Source organism: candidate division WOR-3 bacterium (genome assembly GCA_039802205.1).
GTDB lineage: Bacteria > Hydrothermota > Tepidihabitantia > SM23-42 > JAOAFX01 > JAOAFX01.
This window is the reverse complement of the sequence record JBDRWD010000015.1, coordinates 1-16363: the sequence shown is the minus strand read 5'-3', so window position 1 is coordinate 16363 and position 16363 is coordinate 1. Positions and strand designations below refer to the sequence as shown.

Sequence of the window (16363 nt, the reverse complement as noted above, 5' to 3'; positions counted from 1 at the left end):
TAGAGATGTTAATTTGCACAAATGTGATACTGAAGTAGAAGCAAGGTGCGAAATGAAGGTAGAGATTTGACCCCTTCACTTTCTACTAATCATCTCCAGGGGTTCGCGAGCAACAGCATCAATTGATAAATCAGAAGGACCAAATTTTTCATACCGGCATCTACCCGCAAGTGCAATCATGGCACCATTATCAGTGCAGAATTGGAGATCAGGAATTAAAAGTCTAACCCCCAGAAGTTCTGTCAATTCCTGGAATTTCTCTTTTAATCTACTATTCACGGAAACCCCCCCGACTATTCCAAAATGTTTTACCTTGGTATATTCAATCGCCCGCTTTGAAACCTGAACCAGATGTTCCAGAGCCGTTTCCTGGAATGCAGCGGCAACATCGTGGGCCCGGTAATCAGGGTTATCCCTCAAATAATATAATACTGCTGTCTTCAGACCAGCATAGCTAAAATTAAATCCCTGAGGTTTGGGAACAGGAAATTTAATTTTATTTTTATTGCCTTCTTTTGCCAGTTTCTCAATATAAGGTCCGCCAGGATAGGGTAATCCCAACATCTTTGCCACTTTGTCAAATGCCTCGCCACCAGCATCGTCAAGGGTTCGCCCCAGCGTTTGATATTTAAATTCTTTTTTGACATAGATAAGTTCAGTATGTCCGCCCGATACCAGCAATACCAAATATGGATATTCAGGTTTTTCTTTTTCAAGAAATAAGCTGTAAATATGTCCTTCCAGATGATTCACACCGATGAATGGCTTTTTCAAGCCAATGGCTAATGACTTGGCAAAGGAAAGTCCGGTGAGTAGCGAACCCAACAGTCCCGGACCACGCGTTGCAGCTATTAAATCAATTTTATCAAGTTCAATTCCAGCAGTTTCAAGAGCAATTTTAATAAGGGGCAATAATATCTTGATATGATTTCGGGCAGCAAGTTCCGGCACCACTCCCCCGAATCGGGTGTGGGCAATCTGGGAAGAAACAATATTGGCAAGAAGTTTATTACCCTTGATAATGCCGATTGATGTCTCATCACACGAAGTTTCAATACCCAGGGTGGTCATCAATTACTCTGAAAGTGCGTTTTATAACTGGTTATTTCTTTTTCTTGGCTTTTTTCTGCTTCTTTTCTTTTTTGGCGATCTCTTTTTTCTGCTTTTTTGTTTTCTTTTCAATCCTTGGTTTTGGTTCCGGAGGTTTCTTCTCTTTCTTTTCTTTTTTGGGTTTCTCTTTTTTCTCCTTGGCAATTTTCTTTTCTTCCGGTAACACCCTGCGTTCGATCAGTTTTCGTCGCTGATCGATCTTTTCCGGCTCACTCTTTTCGGTCAATTCCAGAACCGCCATCTCTGCCCCATCGCCCAGCCGAGGTCCCAGTCTATAAATCCGGGTATAGCCCCCAACCCGGTTGGCGAATTTGGGTGCGATATCCTCACAGATAATTTTAACCAGTTTGTGGTCGGGAATAAAGCGATAAATGAAGCGACGCGCCGCAAGGGTATTCTTCTTTGCATATTCAATAATATGCTCGGCAAGCCGACGGGCTTCTTTTGCTTTAGGCAGGGTTGTTTTTATCTTTTCAAATATAAAAAGAGCACGACAAAGGTTTTTCAAAAGAGCTAGACGGTGTGCCTTTTTCCGGCCTAATTTTTTTATCTTCTTACCGTGTCTCATTCTCGCTCCCTATTCTTACCTCGTTAAATATCTTCTTTCAAATACTTATCTACATCCATTTCCAGATGTAAACCCATACTGTGAAGTATCTTCTCCAGCTCCTTCAGGGATTTGCGACCAAAATTGTCGTAGGTCAACAACTCTTTGCCGCTTTTACGCACCAGATCACCGATGGTTTTGATGTTTTTATTTTTCAGACAATTGGAAGTCCGCACCGAAATCTCTAGTTCATCAATACTCCGTTTCAGGATATCACGAATCCTTCGGTGTTCTGCATCCAGTTGTTCGCGGGAGGTAAATAAAGGTTCTACATAAAGTTGATAACCTCTTTTGTTGATATTGGTGCGCAGTTCATCAATAGTCTTCAAGGTAGCATCATCAAGTGTCATTAAGGGTTTACCCAGTTCCACAAAAAATGCCAGATGGTGCCGGAGCAAACTGGCGGCTTCTACAATTGCTTCCACCGGGGTAATCGTTCCATCAGTCTTGACTTCCAGAACCAGGTGATCGTAATCGGTTTTGGTGCCCACGCGTGTATTACGGACATCAAAATTCACGGAAAGCACCGGTGAAAAAATTGCATCAATGTATATCGTGCCTACCGGCATATCGGGTTTCTTTAAAAACTCAGCCGGCACATAACCTCTACCGCTCTCCACGGTCATCTCCATCGTGAAATTCGTCTTGGCATCAGTCACCGTCAAAATCTTTTGTTTAGGGTTAGTAATAATCACATTAGGATTTTTCTCAATATCTTCAGCATAGTAATCTTTCTTACCTTTTACTTTCAGCACTAAAGTGGCAGGGTGGTCACCGATTAATTTTACCCGAATTTTTTTGAGATTTAATATTATCTCCACAACATCTTCGTATACCCCGGGAATCGTAGAAAACTCTTGGGTTACATTACTAATTCTCACATTGGTGATTGCAGCACCTTGGATTGAAGATAAGAGTACCCTTCTCAACGCATTGCCGATCGTAATTCCATATCCCCTTTCCAAGGGAGAAATTATAAACCGACAAAAAACATCCGATGCGGTTTCTTTATCAATTTCTATTGCCTTTGGCATTACAAGAGGTTTCAAAACCATATTACTCCTTATTTAGAATACAATTCAACAATTAAATTTTCCTGTATCGGAATTGTGATATCTTCCCTTTTTGGAAGGCGCAGCACTGTTCCGGTCATATTTTCTTTATTCAGTTTTAACCAGCCGACAATTTTTTCAGGATCCCTTTCTTCCAAAGCCCTTTTCACACCTGGATTTGTACGCATCTTTTCTACAAGCGAAATAACCTGATTGGGTTTTACCAAATAACTGGGAATATCAACCTTTTTGCCATCCACCAAAATGTGGCCGTGGCGGACGATTTGCCGTGCCTGAGTTCTTGAGGATGCAAAACCAAGTTGATAAACTACATTATCCAACCTCCGTTCGAGAAGGATTAAGAGATTTTCACCGGTAGCCCCCGGCATACGCGTTGCCTCTTCGAAGAATCTCCTAAATTGGGCTTCCAAAACACCATAGATTGCTTTAACTTTCTGCTTCTCTCTCAATTGTGTGGCATAAGAAGTCAACTTGCGTCTTCCTGCCTTCCCATGCTGTCCAGGTGGATATCCTCGACGGGTAAAGGAGCATTTATCAGTGTAGCAACGGCTACCGCGTAAAAACAATTTTTCACCTTCCCGGCGGCAGATTTTACATTTGGGACCGATATAACGTGCCACTTATACCCTCCTTCTTCTCGGTGGACGACAACCGTTGTGAGGCAGAGGTGTAACATCTTTTATGGCGGTAATCGTCAGTCCAACGGTCTGGAGCGTGCGAACCGCAGCCTCCCGTCCTGGACCTGGACCCTTGATTCTAACCTCGACTTTTTTAATACCCATCGCCAGTGCCTCTTTTGCCGCAGCCGTTGCGCACTGCTGCGCGGCATACGCAGTCCCCTTTTTTGTCCCCTTGAAACCTACCCGACCCGCGCTTGACCAGCAGAGCGTATTCCCCTGATTATCACAGATGGTAACAATCGTATTGTTGAAACTCGCAAATATGTTGGCAATGCCCGTTAACTCGGCCTTTTGCACCTTCTTTTTCCTTAATCCCTTTTTCTTCATTTCTTTTCTCCTGTCCCTTTACTTACCGCCACTGTCTTTCTCTTCCCTTTACGTGTCCGAGCATTGGTGCGTGTCCGCTGTCCCCGAACCGGAAGCCCGACCTTGTGCCTTATTCCTCGATAACAGCCAATATCAATCAACCGCTTTATGTTTGCCGCAACTTCCGCCCGCAATGCCCCTTCCACCTTATACTCACTCTCAATCAATTTCCTTATCTTTGTTACTTCTTCCTCAGTGAGATCTTTTACCTTCTTGGTCCTATCTATTCCACATCTCAAAACAATTTGTTGAGCGGTGGGCAAACCAATCCCATAAATTGCGGTTAAACCATATTCTACTTTTTTGTTTAACGGTAAATCCACACCCGCAATCCTCGGCATAAACCTCCTTATTTAAAAACTAACCCTGACGTTGTTTGTGCCGGGGGTCTTTACAAACAATCCTTACCACCCCTTTTCTTTTTACCACCCGGCAATTTATGCATCGCTTTTTAATTGATGATTTCACTTTCATTATTCTCCTTTGATCTGTAAATATCCCATCATTTATAACGCCAGACGATTCTTCCTCTTGAAAGGTCATAGGGTGATAATTCAAGCAACACCCGATCGCCAGGTAAAATCTTTATATAGCTCATACGCATCTTACCAGAAACATGGGCTAAAACCTTATGTCCATTATCAAGTTCAACCCTGAACATCGCATTGGGTAAAGTTTCAATTATTGTGCCTTCGGTCTGAATCAAATCTTTTCTTGCCATATCAACCCTCCGCTACCCTTGTCGCATTTAAAAAACCCCTTTTTAATATAATAATGGTATCCTCAAAATGGCAAGATAACGAACCATCCCGGGTCAGAATCGTCCAGCCGTTTTTAGCTGTCTTCACTTCGAAACCTCCCATATTCGTCATCGGTTCAATTGCCAATGCCATCCCACACCGGATTTCCGGGTCAGGTCCTGGAGCAACAAAATTGGGAATCATCGGTTCTTCATGTAATGAACGGCCTACTCCATGACCGGTGAGCTCTCGGACGACACTGTAGCCATTCGCTTCAACAAATTCCTGGATCGCACGCGAAATATGAGAGACACGATTTCCGGCTCGAGCTTTTTCAATTCCCTTTTTCAGAGCCTCTTTCGTAAGCCTGACGAATCGTGCTACCGCTTCGGTGACCGAACCAATGATAAAAGTCCGGGCTGCGTCCGCAATATAACCCCCATAATTAACCCCAATATCTACTTTTACCAAATCTCCTTCTTTGATAACCCGATTGTCCGGAATACCATGAACGACCTCATCATTAATGGATATGCAGGCACTCTTGGGAAAACCTCGATAGTTGAGAAACGCTGGTTGGCCATTATGCTCGATTATCATCTTATGAATCACATCATTCAATTCCACAGTCTTCATACCCTTCAGTTCCATATTTTCAATCGTTTTGAATATCCTATGGATAATTTCACCAGCAAGGATAACATTCTTAATCCCTTCATCATTTAATATACCCATCCAGAACCCTAACTATCTGTTTATGCACTTCTTCCCTTTTTCCCGCTGCATCAATCGTCACCAACACACCGAGTGAGCGGTAATAATCACTCAGAGGTTTTGTCATTTCCTCATAAATCTTGAGCCGATTATTAATGGTTTCGATATTGTCATCTTTCCTCTTTTCCAGAACACTCCCACAGTTATCACAATGACCAGCAATCTTTGGGGGATTGGTGATTTCATTATAAACTGCCCCGCATTTCGGGCAGTAGAGACGACCTAATAATCGTTTTATCAATTCATTGCGCTCCAGGTAAAATTCAAGCGCCAGGTCTATTTTTCGATTATAGCGGGCAAGCAGTTTCTCTAATTCTATCGCCTGGTTAAGGTTACGCGGAAAACCATCAAATAGCAGCTTTTCTTTTAAATTTTCTTTGATGAAATCATCAACAATCTCCAGGATAATATCATCCGGTGCCAAAAGGCCATTTTTCATGTAACTCTCCACTTTCTTACCCAGTGCGCTACCAATTGCTACTTCTTCCCTCAATACATCTCCTATAGAAAACTTCTTAAAGTTATAGCGTTCCACTAACAGATCTGCTTGGGTCCCTTTACCCACACCAGGAGGGCCAAAGAGAAATATCATCATCTCCGCCCCCGAATCCTGCCTCTCTTCATAAATCCCTCATAGTGATACATCAAAAGCTGAGATTCAATCTGTTGCACTGTATCAAGGGCAACGCCAACAATAATGAGCAACGTCGTGCCGCCAAAGTAAAATGGTACTTTAAGATAGCTCATTAGATACCAGGGAATGAGGGCAATAAACCCTAAAAATAATGCACCAGGTAATGTTATCCGCGATAGGACACTGTCTACATAATCCGCTGTCTTCTGTCCTGGTCTTATCCCGGGAATAAATCCACCGTAACGTTTCATGTTTTCTGCCAGTTCATTAGGGTTGAAGACAATGGATGTATAAAAATAGGTGAAGAAAACGATAAGGATAAAAAATATGATATCGTAAGCCCAATGCCCGGGTCGAAATAATTCGGCTAAATATTTGAGATTGGGCACATAAGCGGCAACCGTGCTTGGAAATACAACGAGCGATTGTGCAAAAATTATCGGTATTACTCCTGCAGTATTGACCCGCAAAGGTAAAAATGTCGACTGCCCTCCATACATTCTTCGTCCAATCACCCTTTTAGGGTACTGGATGGGAATACGCCGTGTCGCCTGGGTCATCACAATGACTGCGGCAACGATCAAGATCATTATCACAATGATTATCAAAAGATGAAAGACCGAAAGCCCCTGAGTTGCCACGAGCTGGGCGGTACGGAGAAAGTAAATTGGATATTCTTCCAGGCAACCGATAAAAATGAGGAACGAGATACCGTTACCGATGCCTTTCTCAGTAATCTGTTCACCCACCCACATGGCAAATATCGCCCCACAAGTTAAGGTGAGGACCGAAGAGAACCGGAACATCCACCCTGGTTCATAGACAATTGGTACCACCCCAGAGGCGGTTGGGAATTTCTGCATCTCAAGATAAGCAGCAATTCCAAAGGCTTGAAACGCTGCAAGTCCTACTGTCAAATATCGGGTGTATTGGGTGATCTTTCTCCTTCCCGCCTGATCCCGCTGCAATTTTTCAATCTGGGGAAAAACCGATCCGAGAAGCTGGAAAATAATTGATGCCGAGATATAGGGCATTACCCCCAAAAATAGTATCGCCGCCCGCGATAAGGCACCCCCAACAAATATATCATACATTCCGAATAATGAACCTTGCTGTTTCAGTTGCTGCATAAGTAGTCCCAGTGCTTGAACATTTATTCCGGGTAGAGGGATATGGGCACCAAGCCGGTAAATACAGACGGCTCCCAGTGTGAACAAGAGTTTCTTTTTAAGGTCCGGAACTTTTAAGATATTCTGGAAGGTTGAAATCATGATATTAACTCCACCCTGCCCCCGGCTGAGACTATTTTTTCTTCAGCCTTTTTAGAGATCGCATGGGCTTTTACCACAAGGGGCTTATCAATATTGCCTTGGCTCAGAATTTTTAACTTATCGTCGCCCTTTATCAATCCCTGGGTTTTCAAAAACTCTGGGGTGATTTCGGTATTTGCCGGGAATCTCGCCAGCTGGAAAAGATTTACTATTTCATATTCTTCTTTGGTGAAATTTCTAAAACCTCTTTTGGGTAGCCGCCGGGTAAGTGGCATTTGTCCGCCTTCAAATCCCATCTTAACTCGATAACCCGAACGCTGCTTGTGACCCTTATGCCCCCGGCAGGAAGTCTTCCCATGGCCCGAACCCGGTCCACAACCTCTTCTTTTCTTTTTATGGGTACTGCCTGGTTTGGGTCTTAATTCACTCAGTTTCATTTAACATTCTCCTCCACTTCAATCATATAAGAAATTTTCTCAATCATCCCGCGCACCGCTGGATTATCTGGAAATATTCTTGCCTGCCCGATTTTACGCAAACCGAGTGCTTGAAGAATCAATTTATGTTTTTTATTTTTGTCAATCGGACTCTTTTTTAATATCACTTTTATCTTTTTCATACCTCTTCCTCAAAAAATACTCAATCGGCTTGTTTCTCATTTCTGCAACGACCGAAAGCGGACGTATGGATTGCAATGCCTTCAATGTTGCCATTGCCAAGTTCGTGGAATTGCGCGAACCGAATGATTTGGAAAGAATATCCTTGATGCCCGCTGCCTGGCACACAGCCCTTACCGCATTAGAGGCGATGATACCACTCCCGGGGAGGGCGGGTTTAAGGATAACCTTGCACGCAGAAAATTTTCCCATCACCGGATGGAGAATCGTTCCATTAATCACATCCACCTTCACCATATTTTTCTTAGCGATTTCCGTAGCCTTCTTTATAGCTGGTGCCACCTCTGCGGATTTAGCATGCCCAATCCCTACCCTTCCTGCACCATCACCCACCACTACACAGGCATAGAGCTTCAACCGTTTTCCACCCTTGATCACCTTCGAAACCCTTTTTAATTCTACAAGCCTCTCAATTAATTCAATATTATTCTCCTGCATTTAATTTCCCCCTAAAATTTCAAACCTGCCTGGCGTGCCCCTTCAGCCAGCGCCTTTACCCGCCCGTGGTATTTATACCCGGCACGGTCAAAACAGACATATTTGATCCCTTTGCTCAACGCCAATTCTCCCAACTTTTTGCCTACTTCCAGAGCAACTTCGGTTTTCTTTTTGTCTGCAAGTTCCAATCCCGTGGATGAAACACCACAGAGCACCACGCCTTTTGTATCATCAATAAGCTGGGCATAAATGTGACGGTTGCTTCGGAATACGCAAAGCCGGGGTTTTTCAGGTGTCCCTTTTATCTTCTTTCTTATGCGTTTGTGCCTACGTAGTCTACCCGTCAATCTCATAAATTGCACTCCCTCTAAGCAGTTTGACCGACTGCCCGTTTGCCGACTTTCTTGCGCAGTACCTCATCCGCGTATCTAATTCCTTTGTGCTTGTAAGGGTCAGGAGGACGAATCTTACGAATCTTCGCCGCAATATCACCCAGTAACTGCTTATCAATACTCTTCAAAGTGATATGGGTCAGATCACCTTTATCCGCACTCTTTACGGTCTGCATCTCATATTTAATCTCCGGTGGTAGTTGAACCGTCACGGGTTTAGTAAAACCCACAAACAATTGGATCCCTCCACTAACTGGCTGAGCACGGTAACCCGTTCCCTGGATGACGAGGGTCTTAGAATATCCTTCAGTAACACCTTTGATCATGTTTAATATAAGGGTGCGCGTTGTCCCCTGGATTCCTTGGGCTAATTTTGAATCATCAGCGGTGTGGACGGTGACCGTTCGATCCTTCAATTCTAACCACACATGACTGGAAACCGTCATCTTTAGTTCTCCGAGGGGACCTCGGACCTTTATCTCCTGTCCCTGGATTTCTACATTTACCTTTTCCGGGATCAACACAGGTTTAGTCCTCAATTTTGCCATAAGCCACTCCTTTAATATACATAACCAATTACTTCACCACCCACTTTCTTGCGGCGCGCTTCTCGGTCACTCATAACCCCTTTGGAAGTCGTCAAAATCGCCACGCCGATACCGTTAAGTATTGAAGGAATCTCCTTCCGGGAAACATACACCCGGCGTGAACAACGTGAAACCCGCTGAATATCCCGAATCACCGACTCGCCGTCCTTAGAGTATTTGAGCATTATCGTAATCTTGCGCGGCTTTTTCTCCGAATCAACTGTAAAATTATTGATAAAGCCCTCTTCCAGTAGTATCCGCAAAATCTCCACATGCAATTTAGAATAAGGCACCACCACTTCACTCTTATTGGCACGACAGCCATTCCTAATAATGGTGAACATATCAGCAATTGGATCCACCACCATTGCCTCCTAATCTTAAGTTAGCAAAATTACCATCAATTAAAATCATAAACATAGAACTATATTATATCTATTTTCCTCAAAAAGTCAAGAGAAAAATGCGCTTTATTTACGGAAAATCAAGTTAAGAATGATTGAAAGAATGACCGAAAGAAGAATGCTGGAGACAACCGGGAAGTAGAAGAAAAAATTATCTTTTTTTACTAAAATGTCCCCGGGGAGTTTAAAAAGCGGAAGGCGGGGAAATAGTAAGAATAAAATCCCCGCCACTATGAAAATTAAACCCCAGATGATGAGCAGCCTGCCTACACCCGCCATGAAAAATTTCTAATCTTCGCTTTTGGTTAGAGCCGATTTTTCCTCGGGTTTTTTAAGTTCAGGTTTCTTTTCTTCTTTGGGCAAACTTTTCTTTTTGTAATCTGTGATGTAAAAACCGCTTCCTTTAAATATCAATCCGGCACCACCCGATATCAATCTCCGCACACTTCCCCCACATTTCGGACACTGCTCTATCTGCGGGTCGTTAATACCTTGAAATACTTCAAACAGATAACGACAATTATTGCATTCGTATTCGTAGGTAGGCATAACGTATTCTAAATTCTAAAAGCATAAAAGGTTGGGGCTAAGATGCCGGACTTTTGGTAAATTTTCCTGCATCTCAACCCCAACCTCACTCCATTCCTCATTAATACTCGCCGTATCCACCCGGTGCTGGTGGTGTTTTTTCTTCCTCAGGTTTTTCCACCACTACCGCCTCGGTAGTAACCAGGAGCGAAGCGATGCTTGCCGCGTTCTGCAATGCAGTGCGAACAACCTTGGTCGGATCAATGATTCCCGCTTCTACCATGTCTTCAAATTTTTCCGTGAGCACATTGTAGCCAATATTGCCCTTTTCTTTCTTTATCTGTTCCACAATCACGGATCCCTCTTTACCGGCATTTTCAGCTAATTGTCGAGCCGGCTCTTCAAGGGCTCTCTTTACAATCTCCACACCAATCTGCTGATCCCCAGGCAATTTGAGTTTTTCCAGTTCCGGAATGCACCGAATGTAGGCCACCCCACCTCCAGGAACGATCCCTTCTTCAACCGCAGCTCTTGTCGCATGGAGTGCATCCTCAACCCGTGCCTTCTTCTCCTTCATCTCCACCTCGGTTGCTGCACCGACATTCAACACTGCTACGCCGCCGGACAATTTTGCCAATCTCTCTTGAAGTTTCTCACGGTCATAATCGCTCTTCGTCTCCTGAATTTCATTTTTGATCTGGTTGATACGAGCCTGGATTTCCGACTTTTTACCCGCACCTTCTACAATGGTAGTATTTTCTTTATCCACCACCACTCGCTTTGCCTGTCCTAAATCCGAAATCTGGACATTTTCCAGTTTGATACCGATATCCTCGGAAATCAGTTTTCCACCAGTAAGGATTGCAATATCTTCGAGCATCGCCCTACGCCGGTCACCATAACCCGGAGCTTTAACCGCGCAGCACTGGAGGGTTCCCCGAATCTTATTCACGACAAGTGTTGCCAGGGCTTCACCCTCAACCTCTTCAGCAATGATCAGGATGGGTTTGCCTTTCTGTGCCACCTTTTCCAGAATGGGCAAAAGGTCTTTCATCGCGCTTATTTTCTTTTCATAAAGAAGAATATATGTATCTTCTAAAACACATTCCATACGCTCGGGGTTGGTTATAAAATATGGAGATAAATACCCTCGGTCAAATTGCATACCTTCGACGACATCAACCGTCGTCTCCAAACCTTTTGCCTCTTCGACCGTGATTACACCATCCTTGCCCACCTTCTCCATGGCATCAGCAATCTTATTGCCTATCGTTTCATCGTTATTAGCCGAAATCGTTGCCACCTGGAATATCTCGGTACGCCCCTTAATCGGCGTGGAAAGTTTCTTTAAGGCTTCTACCACCGTCTCCACGGCTTTATCGATCCCTTTCTTCACCTCCATCGCATTCGCGCCAGCAGTGACAGTTTTCAATCCCTCCCGATAAATCATTTCCGCAAGAATCGTAGCGGTCGTTGTACCATCGCCAGCCACATCCGAAGTCTTGGAGGCAACTTCTTTCACCATCTGGGCACCAACATTTTCAAATTTATCTTCAAGGTCTATCTCCTTTGCCACGGTTACACCATCCTTGGTAATCGTAGGTGCCCCAAACTTCTTTTCCAGAATCACATTGCGGCCTTTCGGACCCAATGTCACTTTCACTGCATTCGCTAATATCTGGACACCTCTTAAAATCGACCTTCTTGCTTCTTCATCAAATTTAATGATTTTTCCTGCCATATTTCACGCTCCTTTCTTATTTTATAATAATCCCTAACACATCATCTTCCCGAATTATTAGGTATTCTTTATCTTCAATCTTAACCTCTGAACCCGCATACTTCCCGAAGAGGATAATATCACCCTTCTTCACATCCAGCGGAATACGATTACCCTTTTCATCCTTACGGCCATCACCAACCTCAATCACCCGACCCTGTTGGGGTTTTTCCTTAGCCGTATCCGGGATTATTATGCCACCCTTTTTAACCTCTTCCTCAATCCTTTCCACAAGGATATGATCATGGAGTGGTTTTATTGTCATAAGCGTACCTCCTTTCTTTCAAATTTTAAAAATCCCCTATCCTCATCTTTGATCTGGGCGAAACCCGATTTGAACGGGTGACCTTCTGCTTGTAAGGCAGACGCTCTCACCACCTGAGCTATTCGCCCTTTAGACATTTTATTATACCCAAAAGTTTAGTTTTGTCAATGTTTGACTTTTTTTAAAATTTTTATATAATATAAACGGCTCTATTAGAACCGCTGTATCCTCAAAAAAACCCGTACTCCCTCCTACGGGATAAAGATACAGCAGGAAACTCTAATGGAGCCACATTTTTTATTCCAAAGGTAAAATGTCCATTAATTTCAAAGCAAATTTGATTCTTTTGTAATGAAATTTCTGATCTTTCTTCAAGAATAATCTGCAATTCAATCTCAACATCTCCCAGTAAAGACGATAACCAAAATCTGTCGATTGGAAGGCATGACCTTGATATTATCTTTTTTAACCTTCATTTTTCTCCCTTAAACAGAAAACCCGATCCAGATCTAAACCCTTAAACAGGTATTTTTAAACCGCCCATCCAGGTATTATAAGGCACACATATGTTCCAGGTGGTCTCATGCCCCCAATTATTAAGTTTCATCTCTTCGGGTGTTTTATTCTGGGATGGTTTTCTGGGCATCAGCCCCATTATGCCGGTATTTTTGAATCTATAATCGTTTTGCGTGGGAATAGTAGAGATTGGGCAATTCCCTTGTATGTTTAAAGTAATAACTCCTCTTTTGTGACCGCCCAAGTATCATGATGTTAAATCCTGCTTTTGATATAGTTATGTTGGTTTAACCAAATAATAAAAAAGCCAGGGGATATTTTACCTTCGAAGTTTAAGAGGAAATTTTCGCTTTGAAAGGACAGCGGATCAAATCGAACTATTGACACGCTTAAAGTTTCATATTATAATTGGCGTGGTTAGAATCTAGACTGAAGTAAGGGGCCCGTAGCTCAGTTGGTCAGAGCAGCTGACTCATAATCAGCGGGTCGTGGGTTCAAGTCCTACCGGGCCCATTCTTTATATGAATATGAAATGGCAGGTCCACCCGGCAAAAGAAAATATACCTAAAACGGTTATAAGCATTCTTTTTGTCGTAATCTTTTTGTTTTTAATCGCTGTTTTTTATAACCTTTATTGGGCGGGCCTGGGATTTTTATTCCTTTTTGCCTCTTTATCATCATACTATTTCCCCACCACCTATGAGATTACTGAAGACGAATTGATTATTAAAACACCCTTTACCTTCCAGAAGCGAAAACTCCGCGAGTTTAAAAAATATTATCTGGGTAAAAACGGAATCCTCCTCAGTCCCTTTAAACATAAAACCTTTTTGAATAATTTCCGCGGTGTATTCCTTTTGTTGCCGGCCCAGCGTGATGATATAATCAATTATATCAGGTCCCGGTTTGCAGAAAATAATGGATGATTTTCTCGCACACAAATATAGTGTGGAATTTAATATCCCGATAGAACTGGCACTGCTCATCAGCAAAAGGTTCCCTGATTATGAGATTGCCAGAGATTTTCTTTTTCCTAACCGGTCCCAGCTAAAAAACCCGGCGGAATTACCCGATATAACCAGGGGTGTTAATAATATCTTGGAGGCAATAAAAAAAGAAAAAAATATCCTCATCTATGCTCATGATGATCCTGACGGCTATACCTCAGCCGTTATCCTTCATCAAACCCTCTGTGAGATCCGACGCAGGGATCGGCCGGAAATATTCATTTATCCTATTAACCGGGAGAAAGATGGCTATCTTTTAAATCCCGAAGTCCTGAAAGAATACCAGGCAAAAGGTGTAAAAGTGTTGATCACCGTTGATTTCGGCATCAGCAATCCTCGGAATTTTTTTGTCGCTCAAGAATTGGGTTTGGATTTAATCATCTGCGACCATCATGAGACCGAATTGAATGATTTTCCTGTTCCCGCGATTGATCCCAAACGGCGTGATTCAAATTACCCATTCCGTGAACTCGCTGGGGCAGGTGTTACATTGAAATTGAGTCAGTTTCTCTATCGTGCTGCTTTAGGTGTAACCGATGACGAATTTTTAAGACTTAAAAAAGAGTTGGTGGTGATTGCAATGATCGGGACACTCGCTGACCGAGTAATGCCTCTCAATGAAAACCGCGTCCTTTGTTATGAAGGATTAAAAATGTTCAATGAAGTAAATAAACCATGGACAAGATATTTCCTTGACCGATATCCGATAACTATTCCTCAGATATTCAACGAGATCATTCCCTTGTTACAAGCTGCGGCTTTAAAGGATTCCAGGTTGGGGGTTGATTTTTTTCTCAACTCTGATTTTAAAGGAGTCGTTGAAGAATTAAAAAAAGTGGAAATCCAGCGCCGGGAAAATATTGAGTATCTTTTTAGCATGGCTTTGGATGTTGCCAAGGTATATCCAAATGTCGTCATCGCCGTAATCCCCGGCAACGCCTTAGCACCCGAACAATTCAAGATGAACAACCTGGGTGCAGTCGTTTCCAAACTGCGTGACCATTTCCACAGAACTGCCATTGGGATAATCGCCAAGGACAAAAAATGCTTTGCAGAATTACGATCCCATGATATCAACCTTTTTGATTTTTTAAATAACGCCCGAAGTCTGTTTATCGACTACGGCGGACATAAAAGGGCAAGCGGCTTCTCAATGCACGAAGATAATCTTGATAGATTCATAGAATATGCCACAAGGGCAATACCCGAATCCAACACAGAAAAAACCCACCTGGTCCCGGAAATCACTCTTGATAAATCCCGAATAAAACTCCTCGAGCCTCTCCTCCCTTTTGGCGAAGGCAATCCATCTCCTCTCTTGACCGATGGCATTGATTTATATACAATTGACAACCGGATGAATATCATAGAGCTTGGAGTATGGCGAACTTAAATTATAACTTGAAAGAACTCAATCTGAAGATTGTGTATTATGGGACTGGTCTTTGCGGCAAGACGACCAACCTTCGTTCAATATATGCAGCGTTTCCCCCGGAAAGAAAAGGAAAGATGATGAGCCTCGCCACTGAACTTGACCAAACCCTATTTTTTGATTTTTTACCGGTAGATATGGGAAGTGTAAAGGGTTGGAAATTGCGTTTTCATTTATTCACCGTCCCTGGACAGGTTTATTACAATGTTTCAAGAAAACTCGTCTTAAGAGGTGTTGACGGACTCGTTTTTGTAGTTGATTCTCAAGAGGAAAGATTGGAAGAGAATATTGAAAGTTTCAATAATTTAAAAGACAATCTGCACTCCTATGGTTTAAACCTTAAAGATATCCCAATGGTCATCCAGTATAATAAACGAGACTTACCCAATATCCTCCCCATAAGTGACTTGCAATTGTACTTGAACCAGGACGGATATACCTATTTTGAAGCCGTCGCAATCAGGGGAATCGGAGTATTCGATACCCTGAAATCAATCTGTCAGAAAACAGTTTTAAAACAGCTCGATAATATTCCTGAAATATAAGGACAATCTAAAAGCATAAAAATCCTCCTTCAAAATCTTAGAAAGTAAGGTCCCTAAACCCTCGGCTGCGTATTAAAATACTAAAATTTATCTTAGCTTTTCTATATTGAGTTTACAACCAAATGTAGTGCAAGGCTTCAGTCTTGCGCTCAACCAGTGACACCGGAGCAATAGTGCCGATAAAAATTTCTGGTAGCCGCAGGCTTCAGCCTGCGCATGGTCTTTACCATAAGATGTAGCCGCAACCTTCAGGTTTGAGTTCAATGGAGCAGAAACTTCAGTTTCGTGGTAAGAAAAGTGTGTAAAATTTGCACACTTTTTGGAACACGGGCAATAAAAAATCAATGAAATTTCAATAAATTTTTTGGACACAAAATTTGTAATAGGATAAGTTAAAGTGGCTATCTATGAAAGACACCTATTCAAATTGGGTCTTGACTCTTTAGCAGGGAAAGTTATAATGTTATATAGGAGTGAGCATGTCTTATCTTATTTACCCTCAGAAAATAACCATCGGCATGTTATCACTGCCGATTT

25 protein-coding genes and 2 tRNA genes are annotated in these 16363 nt (G+C 42.7%); 4 read left to right on the top strand and 23 right to left on the bottom strand.

Annotation, left to right across the window (positions count from 1 at the left end):
• Positions 1-75: 75 nt before the first annotated feature.
• The 23 genes from tsaD to ABIL39_04825 all read right to left on the bottom strand — a co-directional run bounded on the left by tsaD (position 76) and on the right by ABIL39_04825 (position 12972).
• Positions 76-1071 (bottom strand): tRNA (adenosine(37)-N6)-threonylcarbamoyltransferase complex transferase subunit TsaD, encoded by a 996-nt coding sequence (gene tsaD, locus ABIL39_04935; protein MEO0165463.1) that lies wholly within the window; start codon positions 1069-1071, stop codon positions 76-78.
• 31 nt (positions 1072-1102) lie between these two features.
• Positions 1103-1678 carry a 50S ribosomal protein L17 gene (gene rplQ, locus ABIL39_04930; GenBank protein MEO0165462.1) on the bottom strand — a complete coding sequence of 192 codons (576 nt, stop codon included), beginning with the start codon at positions 1676-1678 and terminating at the stop codon, positions 1103-1105.
• Between the two features lie 23 nt (positions 1679-1701).
• The gene (locus ABIL39_04925; GenBank protein ID MEO0165461.1) at positions 1702-2772 is read right to left on the bottom strand and encodes a DNA-directed RNA polymerase subunit alpha; all 1071 of its coding nucleotides are present in this window, start codon (positions 2770-2772) and stop codon (positions 1702-1704) included.
• 8 nt (positions 2773-2780) lie between these two features.
• Complete coding sequence (gene rpsD, locus ABIL39_04920) at positions 2781-3410, bottom strand: 30S ribosomal protein S4 (GenBank protein ID MEO0165460.1); 630 nt, start codon at positions 3408-3410, stop codon at positions 2781-2783.
• Positions 3411-3797 carry a 30S ribosomal protein S11 gene (rpsK, locus tag ABIL39_04915; GenBank protein ID MEO0165459.1) on the bottom strand — a complete coding sequence of 129 codons (387 nt, stop codon included), beginning with the start codon at positions 3795-3797 and terminating at the stop codon, positions 3411-3413.
• Positions 3794-4177, bottom strand: a complete 384-nt coding sequence (gene rpsM, locus ABIL39_04910) for a 30S ribosomal protein S13 (protein ID MEO0165458.1) — start codon at positions 4175-4177, stop codon at positions 3794-3796. The genes rpsK and rpsM overlap by 4 nt, the downstream gene beginning before the upstream one ends.
• A gap of 19 nt (positions 4178-4196) precedes the next feature.
• On the bottom strand, positions 4197-4310 hold the full coding sequence (gene rpmJ, locus ABIL39_04905; GenBank protein ID MEO0165457.1) for a 50S ribosomal protein L36: 114 nt from the start codon (positions 4308-4310) through the stop codon (positions 4197-4199).
• A 28-nt stretch (positions 4311-4338) separates the two neighbouring features.
• Positions 4339-4557: a translation initiation factor IF-1 gene (infA, locus tag ABIL39_04900; GenBank protein MEO0165456.1), complete on the bottom strand. Its 219-nt coding sequence runs from the start codon at positions 4555-4557 to the stop codon at positions 4339-4341.
• A gap of 1 nt (position 4558) precedes the next feature.
• Entirely contained in the window at positions 4559-5311 is a 753-nt protein-coding gene (gene map / locus ABIL39_04895; protein MEO0165455.1) for a type I methionyl aminopeptidase, read from the bottom strand.
• Complete coding sequence (locus ABIL39_04890; protein ID MEO0165454.1) at positions 5295-5945, bottom strand: adenylate kinase; 651 nt, start codon at positions 5943-5945, stop codon at positions 5295-5297. Before ABIL39_04890 ends, map begins: the two co-directional genes overlap by 17 nt.
• On the bottom strand, positions 5942-7255 hold the full coding sequence (gene secY / locus ABIL39_04885) for a preprotein translocase subunit SecY (GenBank protein ID MEO0165453.1): 1314 nt from the start codon (positions 7253-7255) through the stop codon (positions 5942-5944). Before secY ends, ABIL39_04890 begins: the two co-directional genes overlap by 4 nt.
• Positions 7252-7692 carry a 50S ribosomal protein L15 gene (gene rplO, locus ABIL39_04880; protein MEO0165452.1) on the bottom strand — a complete coding sequence of 147 codons (441 nt, stop codon included), beginning with the start codon at positions 7690-7692 and terminating at the stop codon, positions 7252-7254. Before rplO ends, secY begins: the two co-directional genes overlap by 4 nt.
• Positions 7689-7874, bottom strand: coding sequence for a 50S ribosomal protein L30 (rpmD, locus tag ABIL39_04875; protein ID MEO0165451.1), 186 nt, complete (start codon positions 7872-7874; stop codon positions 7689-7691). The genes rplO and rpmD overlap by 4 nt, the downstream gene beginning before the upstream one ends.
• Positions 7834-8370: a 30S ribosomal protein S5 gene (rpsE, locus tag ABIL39_04870; protein ID MEO0165450.1), complete on the bottom strand. Its 537-nt coding sequence runs from the start codon at positions 8368-8370 to the stop codon at positions 7834-7836. The genes rpmD and rpsE overlap by 41 nt, the downstream gene beginning before the upstream one ends.
• Before the next feature lie 11 nt (positions 8371-8381).
• Complete coding sequence (rplR, locus tag ABIL39_04865; protein MEO0165449.1) at positions 8382-8723, bottom strand: 50S ribosomal protein L18; 342 nt, start codon at positions 8721-8723, stop codon at positions 8382-8384.
• 14 nt (positions 8724-8737) lie between these two features.
• Positions 8738-9310 carry a 50S ribosomal protein L6 gene (gene rplF, locus ABIL39_04860; protein MEO0165448.1) on the bottom strand — a complete coding sequence of 191 codons (573 nt, stop codon included), beginning with the start codon at positions 9308-9310 and terminating at the stop codon, positions 8738-8740.
• Positions 9311-9321: 11 nt separating this feature from the next.
• Positions 9322-9717, bottom strand: coding sequence for a 30S ribosomal protein S8 (rpsH, locus tag ABIL39_04855; protein ID MEO0165447.1), 396 nt, complete (start codon positions 9715-9717; stop codon positions 9322-9324).
• A gap of 102 nt (positions 9718-9819) precedes the next feature.
• Positions 9820-10032, bottom strand: a complete 213-nt coding sequence (locus tag ABIL39_04850) for a DUF2905 domain-containing protein (protein ID MEO0165446.1) — start codon at positions 10030-10032, stop codon at positions 9820-9822.
• Positions 10033-10041: 9 nt separating this feature from the next.
• The gene (locus ABIL39_04845) at positions 10042-10302 is read right to left on the bottom strand and encodes an FmdB family zinc ribbon protein (protein MEO0165445.1); all 261 of its coding nucleotides are present in this window, start codon (positions 10300-10302) and stop codon (positions 10042-10044) included.
• 100 nt (positions 10303-10402) lie between these two features.
• The gene (gene groL / locus ABIL39_04840; protein MEO0165444.1) at positions 10403-12022 is read right to left on the bottom strand and encodes a chaperonin GroEL; all 1620 of its coding nucleotides are present in this window, start codon (positions 12020-12022) and stop codon (positions 10403-10405) included.
• 16 nt (positions 12023-12038) lie between these two features.
• On the bottom strand, positions 12039-12326 hold the full coding sequence (locus tag ABIL39_04835; protein MEO0165443.1) for a co-chaperone GroES: 288 nt from the start codon (positions 12324-12326) through the stop codon (positions 12039-12041).
• Between the two features lie 54 nt (positions 12327-12380).
• Positions 12381-12454, bottom strand: a tRNA-Val gene (locus ABIL39_04830).
• A gap of 389 nt (positions 12455-12843) precedes the next feature.
• Positions 12844-12972, bottom strand: coding sequence for a hypothetical protein (locus ABIL39_04825; GenBank protein MEO0165442.1), 129 nt, complete (start codon positions 12970-12972; stop codon positions 12844-12846).
• Positions 12973-13281: 309 nt separating this feature from the next.
• On the opposite strand from ABIL39_04825, the gene ABIL39_04820 reads away from it, so the two are divergent.
• The 4 genes from ABIL39_04820 to ABIL39_04805 all read left to right on the top strand — a co-directional run bounded on the left by ABIL39_04820 (position 13282) and on the right by ABIL39_04805 (position 15826).
• Positions 13282-13355: transfer RNA gene (locus ABIL39_04820), tRNA-Ile, on the top strand.
• A 14-nt stretch (positions 13356-13369) separates the two neighbouring features.
• Positions 13370-13768, top strand: coding sequence for a hypothetical protein (locus ABIL39_04815; GenBank protein ID MEO0165441.1), 399 nt, complete (start codon positions 13370-13372; stop codon positions 13766-13768).
• Entirely contained in the window at positions 13761-15242 is a 1482-nt protein-coding gene (locus tag ABIL39_04810) for a DHH family phosphoesterase (GenBank protein MEO0165440.1), read from the top strand. Before ABIL39_04815 ends, ABIL39_04810 begins: the two co-directional genes overlap by 8 nt.
• Positions 15230-15826 carry a GTPase domain-containing protein gene (locus tag ABIL39_04805; GenBank protein ID MEO0165439.1) on the top strand — a complete coding sequence of 199 codons (597 nt, stop codon included), beginning with the start codon at positions 15230-15232 and terminating at the stop codon, positions 15824-15826. Before ABIL39_04810 ends, ABIL39_04805 begins: the two co-directional genes overlap by 13 nt.
• Positions 15827-16363: the final 537 nt, after the last annotated feature.

What these genes read in the sequence shown, in the direction of transcription:
- ABIL39_04815 (MEO0165441.1), top strand. Translation starts at nt 13,370, where the DNA reads ATGAAATGGCAGGTCCACCCGGCAAAAGAAAATATACCTAAAACGGTT.
- rpmD (MEO0165451.1), bottom strand. Translation starts at nt 7,874, where the DNA reads ATGAAAAAGATAAAAGTGATATTAAAAAAGAGTCCGATTGACAAAAAT.
- rpsK (MEO0165459.1), bottom strand. Translation starts at nt 3,797, where the DNA reads ATGAAGAAAAAGGGATTAAGGAAAAAGAAGGTGCAAAAGGCCGAGTTA.
- rplQ (MEO0165462.1), bottom strand. Translation starts at nt 1,678, where the DNA reads ATGAGACACGGTAAGAAGATAAAAAAATTAGGCCGGAAAAAGGCACAC.
- rpmJ (MEO0165457.1), bottom strand. Translation starts at nt 4,310, where the DNA reads ATGAAAGTGAAATCATCAATTAAAAAGCGATGCATAAATTGCCGGGTG.
- ABIL39_04890 (MEO0165454.1), bottom strand. Translation starts at nt 5,945, where the DNA reads ATGATGATATTTCTCTTTGGCCCTCCTGGTGTGGGTAAAGGGACCCAA.
- ABIL39_04845 (MEO0165445.1), bottom strand. Translation starts at nt 10,302, where the DNA reads ATGCCTACCTACGAATACGAATGCAATAATTGTCGTTATCTGTTTGAA.
- tsaD (MEO0165463.1), bottom strand. Translation starts at nt 1,071, where the DNA reads ATGACCACCCTGGGTATTGAAACTTCGTGTGATGAGACATCAATCGGC.
- rplO (MEO0165452.1), bottom strand. Translation starts at nt 7,692, where the DNA reads ATGAAACTGAGTGAATTAAGACCCAAACCAGGCAGTACCCATAAAAAG.
- rpsH (MEO0165447.1), bottom strand. Translation starts at nt 9,717, where the DNA reads ATGGTGGTGGATCCAATTGCTGATATGTTCACCATTATTAGGAATGGC.
- groL (MEO0165444.1), bottom strand. Translation starts at nt 12,022, where the DNA reads ATGGCAGGAAAAATCATTAAATTTGATGAAGAAGCAAGAAGGTCGATT.
- ABIL39_04805 (MEO0165439.1), top strand. Translation starts at nt 15,230, where the DNA reads ATGGCGAACTTAAATTATAACTTGAAAGAACTCAATCTGAAGATTGTG.
- ABIL39_04825 (MEO0165442.1), bottom strand. Translation starts at nt 12,972, where the DNA reads ATGCCCAGAAAACCATCCCAGAATAAAACACCCGAAGAGATGAAACTT.
- map (MEO0165455.1), bottom strand. Translation starts at nt 5,311, where the DNA reads ATGGGTATATTAAATGATGAAGGGATTAAGAATGTTATCCTTGCTGGT.
- rpsE (MEO0165450.1), bottom strand. Translation starts at nt 8,370, where the DNA reads ATGCAGGAGAATAATATTGAATTAATTGAGAGGCTTGTAGAATTAAAA.
- ABIL39_04835 (MEO0165443.1), bottom strand. Translation starts at nt 12,326, where the DNA reads ATGACAATAAAACCACTCCATGATCATATCCTTGTGGAAAGGATTGAG.
- rplF (MEO0165448.1), bottom strand. Translation starts at nt 9,310, where the DNA reads ATGGCAAAATTGAGGACTAAACCTGTGTTGATCCCGGAAAAGGTAAAT.
- rplR (MEO0165449.1), bottom strand. Translation starts at nt 8,723, where the DNA reads ATGAGATTGACGGGTAGACTACGTAGGCACAAACGCATAAGAAAGAAG.
- infA (MEO0165456.1), bottom strand. Translation starts at nt 4,557, where the DNA reads ATGGCAAGAAAAGATTTGATTCAGACCGAAGGCACAATAATTGAAACT.
- ABIL39_04925 (MEO0165461.1), bottom strand. Translation starts at nt 2,772, where the DNA reads ATGGTTTTGAAACCTCTTGTAATGCCAAAGGCAATAGAAATTGATAAA.
- rpsM (MEO0165458.1), bottom strand. Translation starts at nt 4,177, where the DNA reads ATGCCGAGGATTGCGGGTGTGGATTTACCGTTAAACAAAAAAGTAGAA.
- secY (MEO0165453.1), bottom strand. Translation starts at nt 7,255, where the DNA reads ATGATTTCAACCTTCCAGAATATCTTAAAAGTTCCGGACCTTAAAAAG.
- ABIL39_04810 (MEO0165440.1), top strand. Translation starts at nt 13,761, where the DNA reads ATGGATGATTTTCTCGCACACAAATATAGTGTGGAATTTAATATCCCG.
- ABIL39_04850 (MEO0165446.1), bottom strand. Translation starts at nt 10,032, where the DNA reads ATGGCGGGTGTAGGCAGGCTGCTCATCATCTGGGGTTTAATTTTCATA.